This is a genomic window from Algoriphagus halophilus, from assembly GCF_900129785.1.
GTDB classification, from domain to species: Bacteria; Bacteroidota; Bacteroidia; order Cytophagales; family Cyclobacteriaceae; genus Algoriphagus; species Algoriphagus halophilus.
Genome location: NZ_FSRC01000002.1, coordinates 650,636 through 677,620, shown reverse-complemented (window position 1 = coordinate 677,620; position 26,985 = coordinate 650,636). Strand labels below are relative to the sequence as shown.

Genomic DNA, 26,985 nt, shown 5'->3' with positions numbered 1-26,985 from the left:
ATGATGGGTAAACACAAAATTAGTTACTGAATATACTAATATTTATTGTATAAAATTAGCCTGAGCAGGAGCTATAAATAAGTAGAGTGAATATCATTGAACCCTATATTTCAATTCAACTTCAGGCTCCAAATAGTAATTGAAAATCAATGATTGAGCATTAGCCGCACATTCTATAGGTAGTTCAATGGGTAAAGTAAGCGAGGATTCATTTCTGAAAAGAGCAATGTTCTTATAGATGTGGACAATAGTATCAAGGATAAATCGGTGATTGGGCTGAATTTCTATTGTAGAAATAGGGATGACGACATCAGGTAAAAAAGCGCTGGAAAGTTGTTCTTTTGATAAGGTAGATAGGGTTTCCCGAACATTTAAAATGGTGCTGATTTCTTCCTCTTCGGGGTCTTGTGTGTCGGAGTTTTTTCGTGAGCTGAGGTGAATGGTCACATTTTCCGGAATCAAGATCACCTCTGAATCAAATTGAGGCAGTAAATTATTCAAAATTGGAACATAACATTCCCGGTATAACAAGGCATCCAATGTTTCACTGATTAGAATATGGTAGTGGCCTGGATCAGGAACTTGAACAGTTACTGCATCTTCGAGAAAAGCCGTCTTTAAAAAGTCTGATAAACCTAAAGATTGGATTAATTTATTGGCTGAGTTGAGGGAATTTTCATTGATCTCTAGGAGAGTGAATTGAATCTCATCAGAAGAAAAAAGTGGAGCTATTAAGGTTAAAAAGGGGGCATATGGGCCGCATCCAGCATAAAAGACCTGAATTGCTTCTTCTGGGTGTAGCGCTTGCCTTTCTTTGATGGCTTGTAAAATAGCCTTGACAAATTTCACCGTTCGACGGTAATCCAATAGGCATTGAGCAGCATGATTAAGACCAAGCGCTTTTCCTTTTGAAGTTGGGACGGCGGCTAAATATTCAACTTTCAAGTCAAAGCCAGAAATATCAGTCAGCTTGGAAAAATGACTGTGGATATCATTAATTAATCGTTCGGCCTGAAGTGACTCTATCTCACTGTTTTGTAATGAAGAGCTGAATTGTTGGATTAATGTAATAGCTGGGTGATCTGGCATCTATAAGGATGGTTCATCTTTGTGAAAAGTTAATTGAAAATACTCAAGATAAACCAAAAACTTAGAGCACTCTAATAAACCCGAGGATAAGGGAGAAAAAACAATGAAGCTGTCTCATAAATACTTTTTATCACATTGAGCCCCCGGTAAATGTACGGGATCGAAATCTAATTTAATTCGCTGCATTAAACCTTCGAGATACCTGACTTTCGTCGCTCCAGTGCTCTGATTGACAAAATACTCGGCTTTTGAGACAGCCTCATAAGAAGTTTAGGCTACATGTTGGGTTAAGCTTTCCCATTTCAGGTTCCCTTTGTACCTATCGGAAATGTGGCCTTCCTCATCCATGGCCATTAGAAATATCCATTCATTATCGCATAGATTTTTTACAGAGGGGTGCTTTTCTAAGACCCCATTGATAGCCTCAAGAGGCGCATGAATAATCACCTGTAATCGATTGGGCTCATGTTGATAATTCTCTCCATCATGAACAGCTTGAAAAGGAAGCCCTACTCTTAAATCTCCGGAGAATCCTTCTATAACTCCCAGTCCAGATGTGACATTGTGTAAGGTTTTGTTCCCAGATCCATGGTGCTTGTTGTCCACAGTTGATCCATAATATTGGAGGTTGATCCAACTCGTCACAACCATAGGAGCAGTCATAATCAACTCGAGGATGGAGAAGCCTTGATCTTTTTTCCAATCATAAGAATGTAGGAAAGATTTTCCTTCTAGGTCCAGATTTCTTGTTTTCTCCCGGTTGGCAACCACAAATGTGGAGCAGCCAGCCAATCCCCATTCGGGTCGGGTTTCTGACCAATCCTTGCTTTTGGCAAAAATCATCTTTTCTACACTTGAATTCTTTTGACTTGACATTCGAAGTGCTCGCTCTGTTCTGGAAGCTTTCCCGGCATTTTTTAGGGAATTTTTCAGTTCTTCCAATTCTTGTGATCTGTGGGAGGGTACCTGCTGTTCATTGAAAATGGTCACCTCGTCAGTAGTAGTATCATGTAAACAGGCCAGGAAGATGGTCTGAACAGGGATGAAGATATTTTCTTGGAGTAAGCCGGTTCTTACTTCCCGGTTGTTTAACACGGCTGCTGCTACTTTGGCATTGGCCTCGCCTGTATGTCCTCCACAGGCCCCACAATCATATCCTGTGGCATGAGGGTTATTTACGGTACTAGAACCATGTCCGACTATTAGGACAAATTTTCCAAAATCATCCGTTAGCGACATGGCTTTTAAGGCATTTTTGGCCATTTGAATTTGTTGATCAAGTGGAATCCCTGCCGTGTCTGTTTCATGGTAATGTGGTTCCAATTGGACGGTTTTACCCTTTAAAATGCTGGAAGAAATTCCTTGTTTATCTGGATGGGGAACCGGTCTTGTCCACCGGAAGGAATCTGTGAAGATCTTAGGTAGATAAGAGATACCCATGGGACTCACAAAGCTGAAGCAGGTGACCGCTCCCGATTTGAATGATTTCCAAACATTTCCAAGTTGATGGGACAAAATACGTTCTTTGACTGCTTTCTCATGGGTTTCAGGATCAGGAAGCTGCTCCTCAATTGTAGGTCCTGTTTTCAGTAAAACCGGACATTGTGCCTCTCCACTTTGATGTCCTAGGGGTATGTAGTTGATCGGGAATCCGAAAAATCCGGCAAATCCCAGGGTTTCGATCGACTGATCCACTAATTCCAAGTTTCTTCGGAAGACTTCGGATCTTACATCGATGCAAAATACTGCCTGAGCCTTAGGCTGCTCTTTCTTTGTTTTATTTTCGCCTTTAATATTTTTAAATTTCTCTATCAGCTTACGTTGAGTAGCCAAATCAAATGCTTCTTGAAGAATCAGATTTTCGGTGAGTTGCTTGTTGACTTCCAAGTCTGCTTCACTTCCGATCCATTGATCTTTTAGATCTTCCCACAAAGTCATGATTTCAAAACCTTGAAGGCTTTTCAACAGACCAGCTTCCCAGCAAATCAGTACAGCAAGAAATTCCTCCATCATCCCATCTTTTCCTGCTGCTAATTGATTATCCCAATCTAATCTAGCTACATGAGCTGCCCATCCTCCTTGTTTCAGGAGTAGTCTATGAAAGTAAAATGAGGTTTGATCAACTGGTATTCCAAGTAATTCAATTGCTTTTTGAGCAGCTTGGATCGGATGGTCAGGAAAAGATTGGATGATTTTTCTAAAATCCTTTAAACCACTCAGCTCAGGAGTTTTATCAAATTGGGCTTCCGTTTTCCAAGCTTTGAAAATACTTTCCTTTTGATCTGCCGCAATCCAGATCGCCTGTCCCTTGTCGAAATAGGAGGCTGCCCATTGAGATATTCTGGAGGTGACAAAACGGTTCCAGTCCTTTTGGGTGACTTGCGTAGCTAAGTCTGCCACTGTAGAGACATAAATCATGGATTCATCGGAATCCTTGTTTTTTTCTACTGATTGAATAAACTCCTTATATCCTAGTTTGCTTTTTCTTTGCTTCAAAACCTGAAGAATGTCCTCCTTTTTCAAACTTCCTTCCTCGATTTTTTTGAGGTAGAAAGAGCTAGGAAGGGTCATTTGAATGTCTCCCGCTGTAGCCAATTCATGTGCTACCTGCTCAAATCTCTTTTCAGTAAATCCGAGGTAGGGGTTTACAGCTACAAAATTCTCCAACGGCCAGACAGGTGCGATTTTCTTTCCTGCTGTTTTCATGGATTTCATCAGGATTTTAAAATCCTGATCCAGATTTTCAAGTGTATTCATGGTAGAGGTTTTGAGATGGCTCATTTGATGACATTTAGCGGGTTGAATAATTCTAAACTTGGATTAAGCTTCTGCAAGAGTTTTTTCCAAAGTTTCCTCTTGTCGGGATTTTTGTTTAACTGTTCTTGAAATCAAAACCGGATGCTGAAGAGGTTTGTGCGTATACAGCGATCTCACCATTCTGTCAAATATGGTATTGATATATAACCCATTTCTAATATGAACCGCCAGTGCCAAGTAGGTAGGATTGGAGGATAGGGTAGGGGTAATGATTTGAATGAACACTGTAATTCCAAAGGCCATCAACATGATGCCTAATAAGATGCTTTCAAACAAATTGGGCTGAGTCAATTCTGGAACCTGAGATGAAAGCAGGAAGTGTGCACCTGATTCAAGGGTGAAGAAGGATAAGGTGACCAGGATTGATAATGCAATGGCTTTTAGGATCAGCTTCTTTCCTCCATTAGAATCTAATGCGGATGTAAAGAGTCGAGTCAGCCCCAAGATGATGATTCCTCCAATGGCGAGTAAGGATAGCTCTTTTTCTGGGTCTATGCCCCAAAGCATGGCGAACCCTGAATATAAGCCCAAAGCCAAAAGGGCACCCATCAATATTCTTATTGGACTACCAATTCGTTTGGAATTAATAACATTTGAAGCTCTGATTACCTCGATTACACTTCCTGAGGATAGGAAGGAATGGGCTTTATAAAAGGAATGTGAAACCAAGTGAAGCATCGCGGCAGGATATACTCCCAAACCACAAGTCATCAGGCTAAATCCCATGTGTGCCACACTTGAATATCCCAAAGCTGTTTTGACAGATGTTTGAGTAAGGAAAACTACCGATGCAAAAAGCGCGGTAAACCCTCCAATTCCGATTAGGATTCCCGATGCGTAAGTACTTGCATCCATTACAAAAGCCATTCTAATAATCAGAAATGGCCCTGCATTAAGTAGCCCTGCATGCAAAAGTGCAGATACAGGAGTAGGGGTTTCCATCACTTCTATCAACCAACCGTGGGTAGGGAATTGAGCAGATTTCAAGATAGCTGCCAATGCTAGTAGTACTGCAACCAGCTCGATTCCTGGCATGGAGATTCCAGTAGCCAGATTGGTTTTTATTGTTTGGAAAAGTACTTCCAAATTTCCAGTCCCAAATTTTGAATACAGTAGAATTACTGATGCCAAAAGGCTGACATCTCCAAGACGTGCCACAATGAATTTTTTGCGGGCAGCAATGATAGCACCAGGTCTTTCCTTGTAAAATACCAGTAATCTATGAAGAGACATGCTAGTGAGTACCCAAGCAATAAATAGTATTCCTAGGTTTCCGGAAAGGACCAAGAGCTGAACAGAAGCAATGGCTGCTGCCAGTCTTCCGATGAATGTTCCATGTCGGGAATCACCATCTAAGTAATTCAAGCTAAATCTGATCACAATAAATCCTAATAAGGCAATCATATTCAGCATAATTACACTCAGTGAATCCAATCTAATACTGAATCCCAAATCTGCTATTCCATAAAATGGAGATTCCAATAAGGAGTATTTGGCTACAAAAAAACCGCTTAAAGCGGCGATGGAAATACTTATGATCGAAGCAGCCGTTGCCAATTTTTTAAGAAAAAATGGTCGAATTCCCGGTTGGAACCAAGAAACTATTGCTGTCAAAATAAAGACAACAGGAGAAACTAAGGTGAGAGATGTAAGTAGGTTTTGAAGCATAGCTAATTGATTGCTTAAATAAGTTCTACAGAAATCGTGGAGGAAATTCTCAGGTTTCTACCCTGCTCTTTTGCTTCATTGATTACTGCATTAAACGAGGATAAGCAGGCTTTTAATTGCTGGATACGTTCGACTGAATGCTGATCCACTTCTCCAAACCTGATTTCGCTGCTAAAATTCCTGTGTTCGTGGAAATTTATCTTCTTGGAGATCATATGATAAATCATTTCAGAGGCATCCTCCGGAGAAAAATCTCCTTTGATCAAGTCATACTCTAGGAGTTCAACTGGTTTTTTTTCCGTTAATTCTGTTTGTATCATACTTCTTGTCTTTAGTTTTCGATACAAATTTTGGAAATCTTATTTATAAATTTTTATTTATATTTATTATAATATGCATAAACAATATTTATGAATTACACGATACATCAGTTACAGATCTTTTTAAAAGTAGTACAGACAAGGAGTATTACTAAGGCCTCTGAGGAGCTTTTCATGACGCAACCAGCAGTCTCTATCCAGTTGAAAAATCTTCAGGATCAATTTGAAATCCCTTTGACTGAGGTCATTGGTCGCCAGTTGTACATTACAGATTTTGGGAGGGAAATCGCCCAGGTAGCAGAGCGGGTGATACAAGAGTTGGATAATATCACCTATAAAACCCAAGCTTATCAAGGGATTTTGACTGGGCGACTAAGCATTTCTTCTGCTTCAACCGGGAAGTATGTCATTCCATACTTTCTATCAGGATTTATGGAATTGCATACCGGCATTGATTTGGTTTTGGATGTGACCAATAAAAGCCGTGTGATAGAGAGCCTAAAGAACAATGAAACCGATTTTGCCTTGGTGTCGGTTGTTCCTGAAAAGCTACCTATTGAAGAAGAGCTATTGATAGAAAATAAACTTTATCTTATTGGAAATCAAGATTTTAGAGATGAGAAAAAGCCCTTGATTTATAGAGAAGAAGGGTCTGCTACCCGATTGGCCATGGAAAAATATTTTGAGGAGCACCAAGGAAAGCAGAGAAAAAGGATGGAGTTGACTTCCAATGAAGCAGTAAAACAAGCAGTGATTGCAGGACTGGGTTATTCCATCATGCCCATGATTGGGATTCATAATGAATTAGTCAATAAAGAATTATTTATACTTGAATCTGTGGATTTACCCATCAAAACAGAATGGCGTTTGATTTGGCTCAAAGGCAAAAAACTTTCCCCCATTAGTCAGGCATTTCTAGAATTTATTCGTTCTGAAAAGCAACATATCCTGGAACAAAGCTTCAGTTGGTATTTAAGTCATTAACTCTCAGAATGTCATTTATATTTTTTGTTTCTATCATTATTTGGAGCTATCAATCCTAGAACCATCTCACACTATTGTGTGATTTTTTAAAATCACCTTTTTGGGTGTAGTATCCTTTTTTTGCTCTTCGCAACTTTGACTCATCATTATTCCTCACAATTGAAGAGGTAATGGAAAACTAGCTTCCTGAAATGGTATAGGGCAAGGAAGCGGATTGTTTTAAGTATCAGAAGTCCCCATCCTCAATTCTGCTTTTTAATCAATTTAAATCATAAACCACATTTTATTATGAAAGAGGATATCAAACAATCAAGAAGAAATTTCATTGGCTTAGTTGCCACAGGGGCGGTTGCCTCTGGTCTTAGTTTACTTCCTAACAGCCTTCAAGCTAAAATCAACAAAGATGCTTCATCCGGATTTGCCATGAGCAATATGGGGGCTGGTGGAGCGGAACTGGATGAGGAGATCAAAAAAATAGGGAAGAAGAAGCATCCAGTTTCCTACGATATCTCTCAAGCTATTCCATGGGGATTCATTTGGTCCAATGTGTATTATATGACTAATGCAGAGACTGGTACCCCAGGCGAACAGCTTGGTGTTTTTAATGTACTTCGTCATCACGGGATGATATTCGCCTTGAACAATGAGACGATTTCCAAGTATAAGCTGGGAGAATTTTTTGGGTATAATGACCCAGTTACCAAGCAACCTGCAGTAAAAAATCCTTACTATATCCCAGAGGATGGGGTTTTTCCACTTCCGGGTCTTGCTGGGATCAAAGGATTGCAGGATCAGGGTGCAGTTTTCTGTGTTTGTGATATGGCTAGAAAAGTAAATGCCATGTTTGTGGCCCAGAAGATGGGCTTGAAACAAGAGGAGGTTTATCAGGATTTTGTATCAGGAACTCTTCCTGGGATTCTACCTGCCCCTTCAGGAGTTTGGGCTTTAGGTCGATTGGCAGAGAATAAAATTGCCTATATCGATTCAAGCTTAGGTTAAAACAAAACACCTTCTGAAGTAAAAATTCGTCAGAAGGTGTTTTATATTTTTTATGAATTCAAAGCCTCTAAGACCCGTTCTGGGGTAAAAGGCATATGCCTTAAATGTTTGCCTGTGAGATGTAAAAAAGCATTGGCAATGGCCCCGGCTACCATCGGTGTAGCTGTTTCTCCGACTCCTTGAGGAGTTTCTCCGGACGGAATCAATACCGTTTCAATACTCTCAGGGGCATCTTGCATTCTCAACAAAGAATAATCATTGAAATTGCGTTGCTGAACCTGACCATTTACTACAGAAATTCGCTCCTTCAAGGCACTGCTAATCCCCATAATAATCCCACCTTCCATTTGCGCTTTGACATTATCAGGCTGTATGATGGTTCCTGCGTCTAGTGCGATCCAGACTCGATGTACTTTGATTTCACCGGTTTCCTTATTCAGAGAAATCTCACAAACTCCGGTTCCCAAAGAGCCATGTTCCACGAATGAAATCCCTTTTGCATAACCCTCAGGAGATGGTTCTTCCCAGTTAGAAATTTCTACGGCTTTCTCCAAGGTAGCCAAAGCCCTAGGAGAGTTGACCATCAACTTCCTTCGTAGAGCCACAGGATCCATTTGTTGATCATAAGCGATTTGGTCCAACATGGATTCTATGGCGAATTTATTTGGGCCATGTCCTACTGAGCGCCAATGTTTTAATCGAATCCCATGGGAAGTGGATCTCCAATCTGCGAATTGATTGGGTATGGCATAGTGATCATTTCGGATGCCACTGGCCACCAGATTTCCACCGTCTCCCACTACCGTGTGAGAAAAGGCCTGGATAGTTCCCGAAAAGTCTACACTTGCTTTGATTCGTTGAAGGGACATGGGCCGGTATGTTCCATAACGCAAGTCATCTTCACGTGTCCAGATCAATTTCACTGGTTTTGGAGCTACTTCCTTGGCCAATACTGCACATTCTTCCACAAAATCATTGAGGCTTCTTCTGCCAAAGCCGCCTCCCAGATATTGTAGATGAACGTTGACATTTTCAGGAGGAATTCCCAACACTCCAGGAACCCCAAGTTTAGTATCTGTCCCTTGTTGACTGCCCACCCAAACTTCGGCTTTCTGAAGATCTTCGGTAACCTGAATGACCGCATTTAAGGGTTCTAGTTGGGCATGATAGACATAATCGTTTTTAAAATCGGCTTGATAAACTTTGGAAGCATTCCGAAACGCTTGGTTTATATCCCCTTCATTGGTGATGACTTCCCCTGATTGATTTTGGTTGGCGATCTTTTCGTATTCTCTGTAAATTTCTTCTGAATTGAAGCCTGAAGCATTCGAGGTACTCCAATCGATTTTGAGCTGGTTTTTTGCCTTTAAGGCTTGTTCTAGCTTCGTGGCAATGATTCCTATGGCATAATCGAAAGGTACGATTTTGACTATCCCTTCCAATCCCATAATTTCAGACTCATTAAGTAAGGTTGGTTTGGCTCCATGAAGATTTCCTCTTTCCAGTACTCCATAAAGCATATTTGGGAGGCGAACATCAATCGCAAATTGGGCAGTGCCATCAACTTTGGATGGGATCTCAGTTCTGGGAATATCTGTTCCGATTAACTGAAAATTGGCTGCATCTTTCAATGCTACTTCAGACACATCTGGTAGCGTTTCCATCTCAGTTAGGTACGGGATCAATTCTGCATAACTTATCTTTTTTCCGGAGCTTTTATGGGTGATTATGCTATTGCTAGCGCTAAGCTCTTCTACCGGTACTTTCCAATGCTGAGCAGCAGTGAAAAGTAAAATTGTTCGAGCTTGTGCCCCTGCCTTTCGCATCACATTGAAATAGCTATTGGTAGTTCTACTGCCTACTGTAAACATTAATTTACTGCCCGGAGCCCAACCTGGAGAGCCGTAAATATCACTTTCTTGTGGAGAGAATTCTACATGTACCTTGGACCAATCTGCATCCATTTCTTCTGCAAATATCAAGGGTAAAGAGGTCATAGATCCCTGCCCCATTTCCGAAGCTGGATTATAGATTAAAATCTGTCCATCTTCTGAAATCTTTACCCATGCAGTAATGGCATGTTTTTCAAATTGCTCTTGGATTTTTTTGGTATCTGTACAGGAAACCAAAGCGGGAAAAATGCCCGATGCTCCGATAAATAAGGCAATTCCACTCGATGATTTCAGGAATTCTCTTCGATTCAAATTTCCAGTTTTAGATGATTTATAGGACATGGCTTATTGGCTTTGGGCGGCTAATTGGATGGCTTTGATTATCCTCAGGTAGGTTCCACATCGGCAAATATTACCATTCATATGTACTTTGATTTCCTCTGTTGAAGGGCTGGAAGTGTTTTCTAAGAGTGCTGCAGCCTGCATGATCTGTCCAGAATGACAATAGCCACATTGGGGGGCCTGAACCTCCACCCAAGCTTTTTGGAGAGGATGATCTCCCTTTTCGGATAATCCTTCGATGGTTTTGATTTTTTCTCCATTGGAAAAGTCTTCCACAGAAAGTACACAAGCTTTCATTGGGGTATTGTCTACATGAATGGTACAAGCACCGCATTGGGCTATTCCACATCCATATTTAGTTCCCGTCAAACCCAAATGTTCTCTCAACACCCATAATAATGAGGTGCCTTTGTCTACTTCCACGGTATGATTTTGATCATTGACCGATAGTTTATAAGATGGCATAATGTAAAATGGTTATCCTTCAAATTACTGAAATTAAGCCATTTGTCAATGGGTGGTATCTGTAATTTAAAGACAATAAAATCTTTCTAGTCCAAAATTTCTTTGCACTCATATAATAAAAAAACCAGATGAAATTTTCATCTGGTCTCTTCAAGCAATCAGGTAATAACCAATTACTTTTCATAATTAGGGATCATGATATTATTTCATGACTGCAGGTAATGTTGGGTTTTTCTGGAAATCAAAAGTGATAGGTAACACTTCTAGAGAAGATACTTGAACTCCTTCTACTGTAGCTGGTTCCCATTCTCCAGAAGTAGCTTCTACGGCCTCCACAGCCTGATTTTGAAGATCTTCTAAATAAATATCTACAGAGGTTTCAATGTTGCTGGAAGTGGTGGCAAATGGAATTTCTCCATCTTCATCTACTACAAATTTAACAAATATGGTACCTTCCACTCCCCAATCTTTTGCATCTTCAGGGTATTTCAGATTATTTACTACAGTTCTGGTCAAATCCCCTTTAAAATCCGCGGGATCGTCAACAGAGTAAAATACACCGACTCTGTTGGCTTTATTTTTCAGCATGTTTCTGTTGCTTTGGAGATCAAATAAGATTACCTCCAATCTTTTTCTATCCATGTCTGAGTCAACTCCTGTAACGATGACATCAGATATTTCTCCATCATTCATCGTGTATTCATAGGAGAAGGCTGGGTAATTTTTTGTGATCTTATGGAGTTGCTTCATGAATTCCATGTCTTGATCCTGCATGTGCTCCATTTCTTCCATCGTTAATGCTCCCTCTACCTGCGCATTTGCAGGTAGTACAAAAAGACTTAATAACAATGTTCCTATAATTATTAGTATGTTAGTATAATTTTTATTTTTCTTACTATATGTAAATTTCATTTCTTACTCCTTATTCTTTCTTTCAATGTAAAATAATATATAATTCAAGTGATTTTTATTTTCACTCTTACTATTACTACAAATATAATAGGTAAATCGTTCCATAATATTTAAAAAATATAGTTATATAATAAATTTTATATTAAATACATCTATTTATGTATCGTATAAAATAAATTAATTAACAATTATATATTTATTAGGGTAAGTTGAATTCTATTTAAGAATAAGGGAAACTATTATATAAACTGGGGCTTCTGGATGTTGAAAAAAATTGAGAAGGCAGTCGAAGGGTTTTGAATTCCAAATCTTACTAAGGGTGTTACTTGCTATTTGGCAGATGAACGGCGTAAAGTCGAGTTTGGCTTTCCTTTCCTTTAAGTTCGATGCTGCCCAGGGCTGAAAAATCAAAATCAGAATCCTTCCATTCATTTTTTAATCCTTCTGAAATCAAAAATTCCTGGTTGAACTCGTTGCATTTTCCTTGGATCCTTGCAGCAGTATTGATCGTATCTCCATGGTAAGCTATTTCTTTTTTGTATTTGCCTACCTCAGCCACCGTGACGATACCAGCGTTCATACCGGCTTTAAAATTAGGTAGGCAATCATAATTTTTTTGGTAGTAGTCTTTCCTTTTTATCAATTGCTTTTTGAAATTATAGTAGGCATTCAAACAGTTTTGTTCTCTTATCCCATCACGAAGTTTCCAGGTCAAAATGGCTTCATCCCCTACATATTGATAGATTTCTGCATCATTTTCCAGCACAACACCTAGGTCAATAAAGCAATCTTGAATCATCTGGCTATAGTTAACATGGCCTAATTTTTCTGCATGACTAGTGGAAGATTGAAGGTCAAGAAACATAAATATTCGCTCTTCTTCCCGAGGTGTATAGAATTTTCCACGAAAAAGATCCCAAAAGTTACTGCCTCCAAGAAAAAGATTTATGAGCCGCACGGCGTACATAAAAATATCTACACTGAGGATATAAAAGTAAATCGCGAAACTACCTGGTTCAAAGGCAAATTGAAGAAGACTAATGTTACTGCCGAAAATGAAATAAGCAATTATTACAATGGATGTTAAAAATATAATATCAAATAAAATACGTAGTAATGTCAGTTTTAGTAATGTGATCTGTCGGTATCCAATCTCCTCTGTTATGATCTGACCAATGGCTGAAATACTGCCAAAAATAGGTCCCATGAATAAGGAGGCGGAAATAGCTTCCCATAAATCCATCTTTACTGAACCTAGCTCTGTGGTGCCTTCTCCACGAACAATACTTAATAATATAAACCCCAACGTCCAACCAATGATGTATTGCTTCAGGATTTGAAATCTGCGTTTGTTCTGGAAATTCATGTAGTAGGATTATTTAAAAACTTCAGTCTACTTCAAGAGATTGATAGGAAAATTTTAATAATTAAATAAAAATTGGTTAGCCTGGTCTTCAAATTACTGAAAATTAGCTGATTGGCAAGTCATGGATATCGCTTTACCAAGGCAGGAGATTAGAAGGAAAGTTGAGAATTGGGCTTTAATATTGGATGGTATTTGCCTGTTTTAATAATTCCATTGCCTCTTTCCATGAAGGGAGTGTTTCGGCATCAATGGTGATTGTTCGGATTTCTTTTGCAATTCTACTGCTGGTTTTCATGGCTTGAAGATGAGGTCCACTTCTCGCAAAGGATTTTAACTCCTCCTCATTATTCCATAGGGTCATGGTATAATGTTTGGTCCAATATCCTTTTTTCTTAAAGCTTTTGCAGTCTGTATTTTTCAATTGCCGGATGATGCTAAATGCTTCGGAGGATAAAGCAAAAAATTGAAGTGGACCTCTTAATTCAATGGAAGTAATGGTAGCTTTCATGGTTTAAATAAATAGCTACCGAATATACGGTATTGAGAAGCTTAATGCTAGTCGCTTTATTCATGCAAGCTTCTATTTCCTGTGATATAAGTTGAATGAGCCAAAGATTTAAGCCTAAGAACTTTCAATTTCATTGTTTTGATGGTTATTTACTTGATTTTCCTGTAAATGCATTGGTTACAAATACGAAGTTCAATAGCCAAGAATTCATTTCGAAACGCTGTCTGGCACCATAATCCGTAGTGTATTTCAAATTAGCCATCAATCGGTTGCTCCAAAGCCAATATCCAGCATTGAATGCGATGGTATTTTTTTTGTCGTGGAAAGTTGGATCCCAATACACCTGCTCTCCTTTATCATCTGAAACTTGCCAGTTGTGTCCGCCCATTACTCCTACTTCCAGTCTTTCACTAAGGTATTGACTCAATCCCCATTCTAAGGAAAACCTGTTACCAGGAGTAACCTCTGCATCTTTTATTTTACTATTTGCTTCATAGGTTAAACCCAATAAAATGGCAGTGGATTTATCTGCAGTGGGATAAAAATATCCAAAACCTTGAAACTGATGGGTCCAAAATCCAAGGCCTAAACCATCCGATGAGCCAGTCTCATATTTGCCGGTAGGAGCATAAAAACCATAAAGGAAAGTGAAATCAATTTTTTCTTTGTCCCAAGACAGGCCAACAGGAGCAAAAAAAGTATCACTGAAACCTGAAACTTTACTTTTAGAGATGTTGGTATATACCGTGTCAATGACGATTCCATTCCGTTCTGTAATGAGTGAAGCATCTACAGACATGTAGCTTGGAGAAATACCAGCCATGAAATTAGCTCCTCCCAAAATTTTGAATTCAGATGCCCAAAAAATAGCGGGAATGGTTGTAAATCCATTCAAATCAATGTCTACGTTGATGTTCGGCAGTTTGGGATGGAATTGGTCAAGTTTAATGCTCTTGAATTTGTCGCCATTTCTATCCACGTATGTATTACTGGAAAAGGAGGAATTGTACCAAAGCACAAATAAGCCCGAAGGTGGATTTGCCATGTCCCGGATATTTTTCAATCCAGTAGTATAATGTCCTCCCTGAAATGGGGAGACTACTTGAGCCTTCAGATCAGCAATGGAAAATACCATCAGTGCTCCAAACAAGAAAAACAAGAATATCGATCTTTTTAATGTTCTGGAACGAACTTTTTGAGCACATTTTCCATCAAGGAAAGAGAGATCTTTCTCCTTTCCTTGATTAATGTTTTTGACTCTTTTCATGACTTTGTGATTTAGAGATTAGATTTCACTACATATGATTGATTTTTGAAGACAAAGATTTGATTTAAATTATTTTACCACCTTTACAGCTTTTGGGGGAGTCCAGGTTGTATATTTTTCAAGATCCGGTGCATAAACCCTTAATATGACATCAATATTCTGGTCAATTCTATTGATAGGAAGCCAGTTGTCCATGGGGATGTCGTCTGGTTTTTTCTCGGAAATGTAAATTTTAATTCCTCCGTCTGGATTCAATTGCATGCCTGAGTTTTCCCCTACACTGTATTTCTTATGGTCATTTGGGATGAAAAATCCATTCTCTGTATCATAGAGAGTCAGCGACCAAAAAGCAGTAGCTGGAGGGATTTCCTCTTTTGACATTTCAATGACATAATCATTCATAGCATTCATTGGAGCTCCATCTGAGGTTACCACAGGAGGATATACTGCCTCTTTGAGTGGTAGGCCTATAGGCCCTACAACAGATTGCAATACCATGGGTTCTAGAGTCATATTTCCTTTCAACTGAAACAACTTTGGTAATAGACTTTTACTTTCTTCTGGATTATTCATTTTAGCCAAAAACTCCTCTTTGATTTGGATGGATTTTTCCCGAAAACGCTTTCCATCTATCTTGTAAGCTGTTTCAGGATCATAAGTTTTGCCTGGTTCTATCCCCAAGGGTTTGTATGCAGTTAATACAGCCTTATCCAAAACCTTGGTGGTATCGAATGTGGTATGGTTGAAGATGAATTGCATCACCTCCAATAAGTTATGTTCGAATATATCTGCATCTGTGGCTCCATAATCGGGGAATTCAATGGGGTCTTCCGGAAGTTTTGGTTTACCCTGAAACTCCGAAAGTGTCATGCCTTTGATCTGATTAATTTGGTCTACAATCCTTTGAAACTTTTCTGGTTCGTTGGCATGAGGCATAACTCTTAGTACCACAGATACAAAATCACCTGTCATTTCGAAGATTTCGTCTACACCTTCTACAGGAGATCCATCGTAATTTTCTGTTCGCTGAGTATAGAAAAGAATAGTGGTTGGTTCTTTAAAATCACCTTCAGTGGTAGTAAGAGGCACATTGACATAATGATCATAGGCAGTGGCCATCAAGGAGACATATTTGGATTCCATGGCAGGAAATTCAAATACGGCGGCATCTTTTCGTAAGTCCAACATGGCCATTTGATACATCACATCATTGTTGGGCCTTGCAATGGCTTTTACGGTGTGGTCCAACAATTGGGTGTTTTTTAGGCCCTTATTATAGCCTTTAGTGGTCATACCTGATTTAGCTAGTGCAAATTTGTTGTTGACATTGTACATGGCTACATACTGGTAAGAGCGCTTGATTAAGTTTTCTACCTCAGCGTCGGTGAGCATTACATAGCCTTGTTCGCCGACTTTCAATTCCCCTGTTTTTTCGGTCTGCATTGAGCAGGCCCCCAGAAAAATAGATATACTAAAAGCAAATAGAAGAGTACTTAGAATTTTCATTGTATTGATTTTTGGTATGCCTTATTATTAAAGAGATAGCGGTTATTCTACTATTTTGAACCTGTATATTTTACTTGCATTTCATCTATAGTTCCGTTAAATCGGAAAGGAGCTCTGTCATAATAGTCTATGGAAACAGGTGATCCCAAGTCTATCCCTACATCCAAACAATCATTGGCGGTGAACCCTAAAGGAGCACTGACTGGGACTATCCCTTTGGCCACCTCTTTTCCATCTACATAGATGGAAACTTCTAAAGGTCCCGCAGGTCTTTTTTCTACATATTTCGTGATGACTTCAATCTTTTTTGCGCCTGGAGAAAGTTTGCTTTTGGCTTTTATGTGAGTCCGTGAGATTTCAAAGAGATTGTATTCATAGGATAGGATACCTTTTTCCATATACAAACTGAGGCCAGCAGAAAACCCACCCAAGGAATAGATTACCCCATCTGCATTTGCAGGGAAGTTTGCATTGATCGTCACTATATTTTCTTTGTTACCCAGAGCTGGAGCAGCAAATTCCGGCATTCTGGTCATGTTTCCGGCAAAAGTCCATTCAGTATATGGAGAGGAAATTCTCAGGTCAGGTCTCACCAAAGGAACAAATAATCCTCCGCCTACTGGCAAGCCTTTGTTTTGACCAAATTCAACCAAGAAAAGATCTTGCATTTCCCTAAGTTTCTTAGGCATTTGACCGGATAGATCATTGGCTTGAGACCAATCTTCCTCCAAATTAAAGAGCTCCCATTTGTCATCATTGGGGTTCCAGATCAATTCTCCTTTTTCATTAAACATTCCTTTAGGTATCCCAGGAACCCAAGGTTCCCTTGGTCCTTTAGCACTTGCAAACCAACCATCATGATAAATTCCCCGACTTCCCATGATTTCGAAATATTGGGTAAGTTTTTCACCTTTAGCTTGACCATTGTCGAAGCTGTACGACATACTTACTCCTTGAATAGGGTCTTGAGGGAAACCATTTACCACCTTGGGAGGAGTAATATTTAGGATATCATATATGGTAGGGACAATGTCATTCACATGATGAAATTGTGTATGTGGTTTTGAATCAGGCTTGATATTCTTGGGCCAACGGATGGCCATAGGATTTCTAGTTCCTCCGAAATGGGCGGCAATCAATTTGGTCGATTGGTATGGAGTGCTGCCTGCCCATGCCCAACCTCCATGGTACATGTTGTCAGTTTTTGGGCTACCAAGAACATCTAGCCCCCCTAAATCATTCAATGTTTTAATATGCTGGTCAATGGTAGTAGGTATTCCATTTTGGGCCAACAATTCACTGATAGTTCCTCCCTGCCCCTCTGCTGAAGCTCCATTATCACCCCAGATATAAAAGATGAGGGTGTTGTCACCATAACCCAAACGATCCACTTCATCGATTACCTTACCTACTTGTACATCGGTATGTTCTACAAAACCTGCGAAAACTTCCATTAACCTTCTTTGAAAAGGTTTTTCGCTTTCTGGAATATCATCCCAAGCCGGCAAAGTTGCTGGTCTAGGAGTCAATTGAGCATCTTGAGGAATCCATCCTTTGGCCTTTGCATTGGCAAATACACGTTCTCGGTAGGCGTCCCAGCCATCGTCAAATTTCCCTTTGTACTTGTCAGCCCATTCTTTGGCAACATGATGAGGTCCATGGACTGCACCCGGAGCCCAATACATGAAAAAGGGTTTATCTGGTGAAAATGCTTTATGGTCTTGAAGCCATTCAATTGCATCATCAGCGATATCTTCTGTTAAATGATAAGGTTTTCCATCTTTAGGTTCATTGGGGTGTACAATGGAAGTATTCCGAACCATATTTGGCTCATATTGAGAGGCTTCTCCAGCTAAAAAACCATAGAAATATTCAAAGCCATATCCGGTGGGCCAATAGTCAAAAGGACCCGCTGCAGTAGTGTATTGGGCAGGAGTATTATGCCATTTCCCCCAAGCCCCAGTGTGATATCCATATGCTTTTAAAACCTCAGGAAGCATGGCACTGGTTTTAGGCTGAACTCCTGAATAGCCATCCCAATCATTTGCCAATTCTGCAATTTGACCTGCTCCGACCATGTGGTGATTTCTTCCCGTCAATAGGGCAGCACGGGTAGGAGAACACATGGCTGTGGTGTGGAATCGATTGTAGGTAATCCCCTGTCCAGCGATCTTGTCCATTGTTGGAGTATTGATTTCCCCTCCAAACGTATTTGACTGAGCTGGACCTACATCATCAATTAATATGATAATGATATTAGGAGCGTCTTTACTTAAATAGCTTATTTCTTTGTTAGGGCTATAAATTGATTCCTGAATCGTCAAGCCTGGAGTTCCACCTGATTTCTTTTGTGGAAATGGGATCACCTCTTGAGCTATGCCAGTAGGAATTTGGCTAAAGATACCAAGTATAAATACTAGGCCTCCCCCTGCTTTTTGCAAAAATGAAGAATTCATAACTGAGCTAGGTTATTCGATTTGTTATATAATTGATTTGCGTATTCTCAGATCTTGTCTTCGTTTTAAAAACTGAATGGCGGACTATTTGTGCAGCGATTAGAATTGGGAAAAATTACTGACTACTGAAAAGAAGATTTCAATCTTTAATACAAATGTTAAGTTAGTCAATAAGGGTAGGATTAAATATGATTAAAATCATGTAATAACTTATTATAAATCAATTTGAAGCTCGTATAATATTCTGATAATCAACAGGTGTTAGAAAATAAATAGATGAGTTTGTACTTAAATTGTATTCCTTTATAACTGTTTTAAGCAGCTAGGTTATTTCCACAAAAAAATAGGTGCAGGTGTAAACTAGAATACAGTTTGAATCTGCTTTTTCAACTTCCTAAAATCCAAATTCATTCTAATATTCTAAGAATCCTTGTACTCTACTAAGGGATTGAAAATTTATGGAACGAACTTCTTGTAAGATCCCTTGTATAAGAGGATGTCTGATCTTTTGACTGATCTGTCCAATTCTCTATCACACCATCCAGTGTTGCATTAGACATCCAATTAATCAGTTTTTTAACCCTTAATCCATTTAAATCATGGCTAAATGTTTCGCACTAATGGGCTGGAGTTTGCCCGTCATAGAAAGTATGCAAAAAACAGGAAGACCCTTTGTAGTAGTTTCCTTTCCAGATTTTGAACCTTATGCACAAGAAAATAATATCCCTTTTCTTCCCTATCAACTGGATGAGTGGAGTGATAGCTCCAATTCCCTTGACCTTTATGAAAAGCTGAAAGCATTCGACGCGGATGTGGCAGTTCCTTTATACGAAGAAACAGTGGAATGGGCAGGAGCTCTTAACTCTATTTATCGTGGAGACCCACGTGTACTTAATAGGGCATTTTTATTTCGTAACAAGGCCATGATGAAGCGAAAAGCATTGATTGGTGGTTTACGAGTTGGACTGTTTGAAGAGGTATATAATAAAGAAGGTGTTAAGGCCTTTATGAAACGGTTGAATCAAGCAAACCTTCAGCTGGAAGGAGAAGAAGATAGCTGGGTACACATCAAGCCATTTGCTTCAGCAGGTACAGTAGGACACAGACTACTTCGCTCCATGAGTGATATAGACGAAAAATGTGAGGATAGTGATTTTCCTTGTTTGGCGGAAAGCCATTTGCCAGGTCGTGAGTTTTCATGTGAAGCATTTATCAACAAAGGAAAAATCAGATTCCTCAATATCACTGAATATGTGAAACTAGGTTACTCAAACTTTATCCCAGAAGGAAGGTATTTGGAAAGCAAGCGGGATTTGATCCACAAAGAAGTTCAAAAGATGGTAGACATCTTTGGAATCGAATATGGTATGGTTCACCCTGAGTGGTTCTTGACTGAAAAAGATGAGCTTAATTTCGGAGAAACTGCCTGTAGAATTCCAGGAGGTCATATCCTGGAATTATGTTCTAAATCGTATGAATTTGACGCCTTGGCTGCCTTTGTGATTAGCCATGATCCAAATATTACCGAGGAAGAATTGGATGAGATATTTCCTGCCAAAGATTTCAAACCCAAAAACTACCATGGAAATGTGATGATCTATCCACAGAAACGTCAGTTCTCCAAGTTAGAAATTCCTGAGTCCCTCAACAATGAGCCTTATTTCGTGGAGCATACGTTGATTGCACCTTATGAAGGGCAGAAGTTAAGTGCAGACCGAAATGGATTTGGTAATCACTTTGGAACCATCAATTTCAAAGGGGAGGATCCGGATCGGATGACTGAGCTTCTAAAACATTATGAGGAAGAAGAATTTTATGTATAATCTGAAGTAATTAATGGGATTGACGACCGAAAAGGTATTTAATAATTTCGATCAAAGTCTCCAGGAGTTTATCGACTCTGGAGCACTCACTAAGAAAGAGAAAGCAACCAAGTTGGCCAGCCACATTGATATTTTGAGTTTGACAAGATCAGGTCTTGCTTACCTCTATCACAAAAGTGTCGAGCTGGAGAAAGCGGGCTTTTTTCAGGGTACATCCTGGAATGATCCTGATAAGCTGGTTCCATTTTTAGTGAAAGGTACGCTCAAATATGGGCATCCCTCCTCTAGTTTTGAAACCCTATCCGAACTGCGCATGCTTCGCTATGCCAATGGAGAGGATGTCCACGAGCTACTTTCTGCAGAGGATGCGCAAAGCTTTCTAGAAGAAGTCATTGTGCATAATCTGGAATTTGCCCTTAGGGAGCCAAATGAGGAAACCCGAGTACGGATGTCGGACCGGGAGTTGAAAAAAGCCTTCAATCTCTTTGGCTTTATCATGTCTGAAATGGACCTCAATGGGGTCTATGGAAAGTTGGTGGATGAGGTTCAGATGGTTTGTGAGCAACGACCTATTCGGACCCAAAAAGCTCGGGAATTGATCAGCTTGGTCAATAGAAGATTTGATACTTCCGGTACTACTAAGAAGGATAAAGCGATTCGCATTTACATAGATGCGCTTTTCGCACCATCCGAAGGAGCCAAACTGCATGAAGGAAAAGAAGCCTATCTAGAGTTTTTAGATCAGGCTTCTGAAACGGAACTCGCATCGGAATCTCTTTCCATGGGGGAGTATATGAATGCCACAGGATTGGTAAGTGGATATCATGCCCTCATACTACGATTTATAGTTGAGAAAAATCCAAACTTGGTTCCAATTTGTCTGGATCTGAATGATCGTGGAATTGCCGAATGGGAAAAATTCCATGAAATGGTCTCCAACTTGATTTTGGAAACAGTCAGTTGGGACAATTGTCAATGTATTTATGGTTTGGCCAGGATGCTTGGCAAAAACCTGTTTTCCAGAAGGGCTGTTAGAATAGGTTTGGAAAACCTACGACGTATTAAAATCAATCCTCAAGTGGAGAAGAGGATTATGAAATCCTTGACAAACCCAGATGCGGAAATTACGGCACTTCAATATTTGATTGGGGGTACGATCAAGGTACTGGGTCAACCGCTTGGTGTGGGTCAAGGCAATAACCCTACCTGCCAATCGGCCAGAGGGATCAGTATGTGGAGTCAGCATTCTCCCGCAAAACTGATTGATATGATCATTACCGTGTCCACCCAAAACAACCTGATCATGCGATTTGAAAACCAAAACTTGGTTTCAAACAATCTGTTGAAAGGCTTGGTGGATCAGCTCGACTACAACTTGGATGTAGTATCTGTAGTGTTGGTTCCCCACTTGGATAAGATCTACAATGAAATGATGAGGTTATCCGCAGGTAGGTTAGACGACCCACACAAATGGGTCAATCCTGCGATGTACGGTCAGTGGATACAAGTTGGATTTGCTTCCTGTTACGATTACCTAAGTAACTCCATCATGGATTATCCAGGCTATCTCCGAATCTTTTATGGAGCTTTTCATCCCAACTACAATGGGAATCAACAAATGGTATATCCTAACCCCGTAGGAATTTTCATCACGAGCAATAAGGGAGATATGATCGGGTTTCACGCTGTATCCCTTCTTAGGGTTGATGAAACCAAAACCGGTGAATTGCGGGCTTATTTTCTCAATCCAAACAACGAAGGCCGACAGGACTGGGGACAGGGAATCAAGCCATCAGTGCATGGTCAAGGAGAAAAACAGGGCGAATCATCCTTGCCTTTCCATCATTTTGCTGCGCGAGTTTATGCCTTTCATTATAGTACTTTGGATGTGAGAAATAAGCTCAATGAGGTGCCCCAAGAAGAGCTCATTATGGTGGAAAAAATGGCTAGGGAAAGCTGGGGCAAATCGTATGTATGGAATCAACAAACAAAATTATGGTAAGACATTCGTCGAGAATAGAATTGAGTCAATCCTCGCTAACGAATAATATAAATTTCATCAGGAAAAAGGTCGGAGATGGGGTTCGGATTTCCTCTGTGGTCAAAGCTAATGCCTATGGCCATGGTATTCGATCTTTTGTAAAGATGGCCGAAAAAGCTGGAGTAGGTCATTTTGCTACTGCTTCAGCTTTTGAAGCAGAGGAAGTTCTGGAAGCCAAATCAGAGGTCAGTGATGTGATGATTATGGGTATTCTCTATGATGAGGATATTGAATGGGCAATCCGAAATGAAATTGAATTTTATGTGTTCAACTATGAGCGCCTACCGCTGGTGCTGGAGTTGGCAAGGAAGGTAGGAAAGCAGGCAAAAGTGCATATCGAGGTAGAGACTGGTGCCAACCGTACCGGAATGACCAAAAAAGAATTCGCTCCTACTTTAAGTTTTCTCAAGAAGCATCCAGAGGAGATTGCTTTCAAAGGTCTCTGCACTCATTTTGGGGGAGCAGAAAATTTTTCAAACTTATTCAAGATCAATGCACAGCATGAACGGTTCAAAGGGTTCCTAAAGCAATGCCAGCAAAAGAAAATTATTCCTGAAATCCGACACATCGCTTGCTCTGCGGCCGCCTTGGCTTACAAAGATACCGTGTATGACATGGTGAGAATAGGGGTAGCACAGTATGGATTCTGGCCCAGTCCCGATATTTATTATTCCCATTTGCAGGAAATCGGGAAGCAATCTGATGGAGCACTTAAGCGAATTTTTACCTGGAAAACTGATGTGATGGATGTCAGGGATGTGGAGGCTGGTGAGTTTATCGGCTATGGGACTTCCTATCAAGCTTCCCAAAACATGAAAGTGGCTGTGATGCCTTTAGGCTATTCCAATGGATATCCGCGAGCCCAATCCAATCGAGGACATGTATTGATCAAAGGAAAGAAAGCCCAGATTGTGGGATTGATCAATATGAATTTGTTTATGGTGGATGTCTCCCATATCCCGGATGTACAAGTGGGAGATGAAGTGGTGCTGGTTGGTCGGCAAAACAACAATACCATCAATATCAGCTCATTTACTCAAGTGACCCAGCTGTTGAATAATGAAATGTTGAGTCGCTTGCCTTCGGCGATACCTAGGAAGATTGTAAAGTAAGATTTACCCAATAGATAACAAACGTTACCTGCTTTCCATAGAGGGAAAAATCAATAATCTGTATAAAACTCCAGGTTCTCCAGCTCATTCAGACATAAGGGATTTGGTAATCTATTCGGGTTATTGAAAAACTCGCTTGCTGCTTCCATGGCGCAAGGATTACTCCAATTGGTGGTAGGGGTATGTTTCCATCCTTTAAAAATTAAATGGTAACTTTTGCTTAGATGAGTAGTCATTGATTCAGCCCATTTGACTGGAGTTTCATGATCATATTCCCCGCTGATTAACAAGACAGGGATATCGCTCTCCACTGGTTCATTTTCAATTTCAGACACAGTTTTCACTGACCAAATTTTACAGATTTCATCCTTGAAAACGACAGGAGACAATCCTGTTACTTCTGGGTATTTGTATGTTTCATTTTCAATTACTTCGCTTGAATTGAATGGGTTTTCCTCTGCACACCAAACAGAAAGTCTCATTCCCCTTCCGGCTCCATCTCCTGGCTCTTGAAACAAGCTGATTAATTGCTCCTTCACAGAGGATAAATCACCATCTAGAAGCTTATTGATCTCAAAGGGAATTCTTGCTACTTCTTCAGTGGAAGCAGATGAGAATATGGATATAAGATCTTTCCCTTTTAGATAGAATGTTTCTCTTTCCCCATTTTTAGGGTTTTGAACAGAAACCTCCAATGGATTTTTTGTTTTTTCGATGAGGTAATCAAAAAATCGTCTTTTTATCAAGGGGAATGCATAATTACAATTCTCCTCAGATTCACAGTCAGCAAGTAACTTCTCTGCGGTCTGTAAGAGATTGCCTACGCTTTCCTCATCATAGTTCACCTCTAAAGGAAGAGGGGAATCCATGACCACACTTCTGATCTTTTCAGGATAGTCACGCATTAGAACCTGAGCGATTTTTGTACTGTATGAAATGGTCAAAAGGTTGTACTCCTCGATTCCTAACACCTGAACAAGGTCATGTATGTCTGCTGCAATTTCATTTGTGGTAAAAGCATTTAAATCTATCCCCCTATTTTCCAGCTTCTCTTTGCAAGCTCTTGCAGCATTTTCGAAAAGTTCATCTTTGTTTCTTGAATCAAAATTCGGTTGGTTGGATTCATAAATTGCTAGTGACCATTCTGGGCAATCCAAGTGTGGTTCAGCATAGTAAGTTCCTCTTTGTTCTATCAAAATGAAATCCCTGTCATCCAGGTATTGGTAGGAATTCATATATTGAGCTGAAGGCATGGTACTTGATCCCGGACCTCCAACGGTATAGATGATCGGGTCTTTTTTTGGATTGGGATTTCGGCTTTTGAAAATGTAGACCGGGACCTTAATAGTTTTACTTGAAGGGGACTTCCTGTTTTCAAGAACTTCCAAATATCCAAAAGTATAAATCTGTCCTTTGGGAATTTTATGTGTTGGATTCTCTGAAATAGTAAAAGTTGGGGTAAAGTCAGATGCTTTTTTTTGCTTTAAACTAAAGCTTGAAATAAAAAGGAGAAATGTGGATAGATAGATCCCGAGTCGCATGTTTAGAAGAATTTATTCACAAAAAAACAATCCATTCTTTCACTAGGCATTCACAAATGTTAAGAAAAAGAATCTTTTTTAATTCTGCTTAAACTCTGTTCCGAGACGCCCAGATAGGAGGCGATGTACTTTTGAGGAACTTTCTGAAATAACTCCTTATTCTTTGCAACCAGTCCTTGGTACCTTCCTTTTAAATCGAGTGTTTGGATATCATTTAATTTTTCAACTGTTGACAGGAAGGCTTTTTCGGCGATGATTCTTCCAAGTTTTTGAAATTGTGGGTGAAGTTCATAGAGTTGCTCCAAGCCATCTTTCTGAAATTCGTAATAGGTAATTGGTGTTAGGGCTTCGACAAATAAAGATCCGGATTTGCCGGTTAAAAAACTTTCAAAATCAGTCGCGAACCAATTTTCAGAAAAAAAGTGATGGGTAAAATCTTTGCCTTCACTGATCTTAAAACCTCGTAAAAGCCCATTTTCTATGAAAAGGATTTTTCTACAGATATTTTGAGGGGTAAAAAGCAACTCACCTTTTGCCGCTTTTTTCTTTTTTGATGCATTGGAAAAGAGTTGAAAATTCTCTTCTGTAAGGCAGATTATTGAATTAAGCATCTCTTTCATAGATTCAATTTAAAAAATAAGTCTTGATCATGCCTTATTACTTACTTGCTCTTAAAATTTCAATCTTTTTCTTGGCATGTTCATGGGCGGGATTAAGATTTAGCGATTGTTGATAACTCTCAATTGCCCTTTCAGTATCACCTAAAGTTTCATATGCTTCTCCTAGGCTGTCAAAAGCATTGTAAGATTCAGGATAGTTTTGGGTATTTAGGAGAAAGAATTCCAAGGCCATGGCTTGCTCTTCCGGATTTTTGCTTTGAAGGAAACCATAACCGACTCTATTGACCAAGTATTCCGGAGGGTGAAAATCATTGGAAAGTCGTTGGGAAATCAATTGATACTGCTGTAGCAGTTGATCCATGCTTTCTATATCTCTGTAAGAAATCCCATATCCATCAAACATAGTAGAGATGCCCTGATAAAAGGCAATGGGAGGAACGGATCCATGATTTTCATGTTCGAAGTACTCCAATTTGGCGGGAAATTCCCCAGGGCTTTTGCTATGCAAAGACTCATATAATCTCACATGTCTATCTCGGTTTCTGATATTCCTTTTTCCCCAGTTTGCGGTGGCCAGATACAGGTATCGTTGATAAGTCTGATCGGTCACTGCTTCGAGTTTTTGGTCCATGGTTTCCGCATCCCAAGTTCCAAAGCTGGGGTCTACGGCTATAAATGCATTAAACAGCGTTTTTTCTTTCATATAAGCATGTGTAGCCAATAGGCCACCTAAGGAATGTCCGAATAGGATACGATAAGAATCCGTTCTGTAGTTGGCGTCCAACTCAGGAATCAGTTCTTCTTCCAAAAAACTTAAAAATTGCTCTCCACCTCCGGAAGTATTTTCCCGAACGGTGATGATTTTGTCTGGAGTAAAGTCCCTTCTTCGGTCCACATTCTGAATGGCTACTACGATCATTTCAGGAATAACCCGATTGCCATTGTAGCCTGTACTCATATAGTTTACCATCCCTGTGATGGACCGAAAATGTGCATTTCCATCTAGCAGGATCAGAAGTGGATATTTTTTATAGGAAGAGCCATCTTGAAGGTAAGATTCGGGTAAGTTGACCCAATATTCTCGATCCTCATTAAGTTGATCAGAGTGAATTTGGTGTACGGTACCGATGGAGATTTCTTTTATTTCTTGGGCTTTGATAAGTTGAATTCCAGATAAGAAAAAAATAAGGAGTAGGAGGTTTTTACTCATGCTTTTTGGGGTAAGGGGTTTAATTCCCTAAGATAATGGACTTTTTA

Annotated in this window: 20 protein-coding genes; 5 read left to right on the top strand and 15 right to left on the bottom strand. The window is 39.8% G+C overall.

Translation table 11 applies throughout. The annotated features are described in order from the left end of the window. Positions 1–93: 93 nt before the first annotated feature. From BUR11_RS14795 to BUR11_RS14780, 4 genes are all read right to left on the bottom strand, one after another. Positions 94–1,089 (bottom strand): SAM-dependent methyltransferase, encoded by a 996-nt coding sequence (locus tag BUR11_RS14795; protein ID WP_074225758.1) that lies wholly within the window; start codon positions 1,087–1,089, stop codon positions 94–96. Positions 1,090–1,359: 270 nt separating this feature from the next. Then, positions 1,360–3,870 carry a YbcC family protein gene (locus BUR11_RS14790; protein ID WP_074225757.1) on the bottom strand — a complete coding sequence of 837 codons (2,511 nt, stop codon included), beginning with the start codon at positions 3,868–3,870 and terminating at the stop codon, positions 1,360–1,362. Between the two features lie 39 nt (positions 3,871–3,909). Beyond that, positions 3,910–5,574 (bottom strand): proton-conducting transporter transmembrane domain-containing protein, encoded by a 1,665-nt coding sequence (locus BUR11_RS14785; protein WP_074225756.1) that lies wholly within the window; start codon positions 5,572–5,574, stop codon positions 3,910–3,912. A gap of 14 nt (positions 5,575–5,588) precedes the next feature. Further along, entirely contained in the window at positions 5,589–5,894 is a 306-nt protein-coding gene (locus tag BUR11_RS14780; RefSeq protein ID WP_074225755.1) for a hypothetical protein, read from the bottom strand. A gap of 90 nt (positions 5,895–5,984) precedes the next feature. On the opposite strand from BUR11_RS14780, the gene BUR11_RS14775 reads away from it, so the two are divergent. Both BUR11_RS14775 and BUR11_RS14770 read left to right on the top strand, forming a co-directional pair. Continuing rightward, entirely contained in the window at positions 5,985–6,878 is an 894-nt protein-coding gene (locus tag BUR11_RS14775) for a LysR family transcriptional regulator (protein WP_074225754.1), read from the top strand. A gap of 288 nt (positions 6,879–7,166) precedes the next feature. Next, complete coding sequence (locus tag BUR11_RS14770) at positions 7,167–7,877, top strand: twin-arginine translocation signal domain-containing protein (RefSeq protein ID WP_074225753.1); 711 nt, start codon at positions 7,167–7,169, stop codon at positions 7,875–7,877. 50 nt (positions 7,878–7,927) lie between these two features. Here the strand turns inward: BUR11_RS14770 and BUR11_RS14765 are convergent, their stop codons facing one another. The 8 genes from BUR11_RS14765 to BUR11_RS14730 all read right to left on the bottom strand — a co-directional run bounded on the left by BUR11_RS14765 (position 7,928) and on the right by BUR11_RS14730 (position 18,591). Next, positions 7,928–10,111 carry a xanthine dehydrogenase family protein molybdopterin-binding subunit gene (locus BUR11_RS14765; RefSeq protein WP_074225752.1) on the bottom strand — a complete coding sequence of 728 codons (2,184 nt, stop codon included), beginning with the start codon at positions 10,109–10,111 and terminating at the stop codon, positions 7,928–7,930. A 3-nt stretch (positions 10,112–10,114) separates the two neighbouring features. Then, positions 10,115–10,576 carry a (2Fe-2S)-binding protein gene (locus BUR11_RS14760; RefSeq protein ID WP_074225751.1) on the bottom strand — a complete coding sequence of 154 codons (462 nt, stop codon included), beginning with the start codon at positions 10,574–10,576 and terminating at the stop codon, positions 10,115–10,117. A gap of 201 nt (positions 10,577–10,777) precedes the next feature. Beyond that, the gene (locus BUR11_RS14755; RefSeq protein ID WP_159439232.1) at positions 10,778–11,425 is read right to left on the bottom strand and encodes an energy transducer TonB; all 648 of its coding nucleotides are present in this window, start codon (positions 11,423–11,425) and stop codon (positions 10,778–10,780) included. A 385-nt stretch (positions 11,426–11,810) separates the two neighbouring features. Beyond that, entirely contained in the window at positions 11,811–12,854 is a 1,044-nt protein-coding gene (locus BUR11_RS14750) for an adenylate/guanylate cyclase domain-containing protein (protein WP_074225749.1), read from the bottom strand. A 175-nt stretch (positions 12,855–13,029) separates the two neighbouring features. Continuing rightward, positions 13,030–13,362: a DUF3291 domain-containing protein gene (locus tag BUR11_RS14745; protein WP_074225748.1), complete on the bottom strand. Its 333-nt coding sequence runs from the start codon at positions 13,360–13,362 to the stop codon at positions 13,030–13,032. 145 nt (positions 13,363–13,507) lie between these two features. Further along, entirely contained in the window at positions 13,508–14,629 is a 1,122-nt protein-coding gene (locus tag BUR11_RS14740; protein WP_234982176.1) for a SphA family protein, read from the bottom strand. Positions 14,630–14,698: 69 nt separating this feature from the next. Further along, positions 14,699–16,135 carry a DUF1214 domain-containing protein gene (locus BUR11_RS14735; RefSeq protein ID WP_074225747.1) on the bottom strand — a complete coding sequence of 479 codons (1,437 nt, stop codon included), beginning with the start codon at positions 16,133–16,135 and terminating at the stop codon, positions 14,699–14,701. Positions 16,136–16,185: 50 nt separating this feature from the next. Next, entirely contained in the window at positions 16,186–18,591 is a 2,406-nt protein-coding gene (locus BUR11_RS14730; protein WP_084560989.1) for an arylsulfatase, read from the bottom strand. A gap of 599 nt (positions 18,592–19,190) precedes the next feature. Between BUR11_RS14730 and BUR11_RS14725 the strand changes: the two genes are divergently transcribed. The 3 genes from BUR11_RS14725 to alr are packed head-to-tail and all read left to right on the top strand — an operon-like array spanning position 19,191 to position 23,567. Continuing rightward, the gene (locus BUR11_RS14725; protein WP_074225746.1) at positions 19,191–20,414 is read left to right on the top strand and encodes an ATP-grasp domain-containing protein; all 1,224 of its coding nucleotides are present in this window, start codon (positions 19,191–19,193) and stop codon (positions 20,412–20,414) included. A gap of 13 nt (positions 20,415–20,427) precedes the next feature. Further along, entirely contained in the window at positions 20,428–22,416 is a 1,989-nt protein-coding gene (locus BUR11_RS14720; protein WP_074225745.1) for a hypothetical protein, read from the top strand. Then, positions 22,389–23,567 carry an alanine racemase gene (gene alr / locus BUR11_RS14715; RefSeq protein WP_234982175.1) on the top strand — a complete coding sequence of 393 codons (1,179 nt, stop codon included), beginning with the start codon at positions 22,389–22,391 and terminating at the stop codon, positions 23,565–23,567. Before BUR11_RS14720 ends, alr begins: the two co-directional genes overlap by 28 nt. 50 nt (positions 23,568–23,617) lie before the next feature. Here the strand turns inward: alr and BUR11_RS14710 are convergent, their stop codons facing one another. Genes BUR11_RS14710 through BUR11_RS14700 form a run of 3 tightly spaced genes read right to left on the bottom strand, consistent with a single transcriptional unit; the run spans position 23,618 to position 26,938 of the window. Continuing rightward, the gene (locus BUR11_RS14710; RefSeq protein WP_074225744.1) at positions 23,618–25,108 is read right to left on the bottom strand and encodes an alpha/beta fold hydrolase; all 1,491 of its coding nucleotides are present in this window, start codon (positions 25,106–25,108) and stop codon (positions 23,618–23,620) included. A 59-nt stretch (positions 25,109–25,167) separates the two neighbouring features. Beyond that, the gene (locus tag BUR11_RS14705) at positions 25,168–25,728 is read right to left on the bottom strand and encodes a Crp/Fnr family transcriptional regulator (RefSeq protein ID WP_074225743.1); all 561 of its coding nucleotides are present in this window, start codon (positions 25,726–25,728) and stop codon (positions 25,168–25,170) included. 37 nt (positions 25,729–25,765) lie between these two features. Beyond that, positions 25,766–26,938, bottom strand: coding sequence for an alpha/beta hydrolase (locus tag BUR11_RS14700; RefSeq protein WP_074225742.1), 1,173 nt, complete (start codon positions 26,936–26,938; stop codon positions 25,766–25,768). Positions 26,939–26,985: the final 47 nt, after the last annotated feature.

Bases quoted from the DNA above. Each gene is read 5' to 3' on its own strand.
- BUR11_RS14795 (WP_074225758.1), bottom strand. From the start codon at position 1,089: ATGCCAGATCACCCAGCTATTACATTAATCCAACAATTCAGCTCTTCA.
- BUR11_RS14790 (WP_074225757.1), bottom strand. From the start codon at position 3,870: ATGAGCCATCTCAAAACCTCTACCATGAATACACTTGAAAATCTGGAT.
- BUR11_RS14785 (WP_074225756.1), bottom strand. From the start codon at position 5,574: ATGCTTCAAAACCTACTTACATCTCTCACCTTAGTTTCTCCTGTTGTC.
- BUR11_RS14780 (WP_074225755.1), bottom strand. From the start codon at position 5,894: ATGATACAAACAGAATTAACGGAAAAAAAACCAGTTGAACTCCTAGAG.
- BUR11_RS14775 (WP_074225754.1), top strand. From the start codon at position 5,985: ATGAATTACACGATACATCAGTTACAGATCTTTTTAAAAGTAGTACAG.
- BUR11_RS14770 (WP_074225753.1), top strand. From the start codon at position 7,167: ATGAAAGAGGATATCAAACAATCAAGAAGAAATTTCATTGGCTTAGTT.
- BUR11_RS14765 (WP_074225752.1), bottom strand. From the start codon at position 10,111: ATGTCCTATAAATCATCTAAAACTGGAAATTTGAATCGAAGAGAATTC.
- BUR11_RS14760 (WP_074225751.1), bottom strand. From the start codon at position 10,576: ATGCCATCTTATAAACTATCGGTCAATGATCAAAATCATACCGTGGAA.
- BUR11_RS14750 (WP_074225749.1), bottom strand. From the start codon at position 12,854: ATGAATTTCCAGAACAAACGCAGATTTCAAATCCTGAAGCAATACATC.
- BUR11_RS14745 (WP_074225748.1), bottom strand. From the start codon at position 13,362: ATGAAAGCTACCATTACTTCCATTGAATTAAGAGGTCCACTTCAATTT.
- BUR11_RS14740 (WP_234982176.1), bottom strand. From the start codon at position 14,629: ATGAAAAGAGTCAAAAACATTAATCAAGGAAAGGAGAAAGATCTCTCT.
- BUR11_RS14735 (WP_074225747.1), bottom strand. From the start codon at position 16,135: ATGAAAATTCTAAGTACTCTTCTATTTGCTTTTAGTATATCTATTTTT.
- BUR11_RS14730 (WP_084560989.1), bottom strand. From the start codon at position 18,591: ATGAATTCTTCATTTTTGCAAAAAGCAGGGGGAGGCCTAGTATTTATA.
- BUR11_RS14725 (WP_074225746.1), top strand. From the start codon at position 19,191: ATGGCTAAATGTTTCGCACTAATGGGCTGGAGTTTGCCCGTCATAGAA.
- BUR11_RS14720 (WP_074225745.1), top strand. From the start codon at position 20,428: ATGGGATTGACGACCGAAAAGGTATTTAATAATTTCGATCAAAGTCTC.
- alr (WP_234982175.1), top strand. From the start codon at position 22,389: ATGGAATCAACAAACAAAATTATGGTAAGACATTCGTCGAGAATAGAA.
- BUR11_RS14710 (WP_074225744.1), bottom strand. From the start codon at position 25,108: ATGCGACTCGGGATCTATCTATCCACATTTCTCCTTTTTATTTCAAGC.
- BUR11_RS14705 (WP_074225743.1), bottom strand. From the start codon at position 25,728: ATGAAAGAGATGCTTAATTCAATAATCTGCCTTACAGAAGAGAATTTT.
- BUR11_RS14700 (WP_074225742.1), bottom strand. From the start codon at position 26,938: ATGAGTAAAAACCTCCTACTCCTTATTTTTTTCTTATCTGGAATTCAA.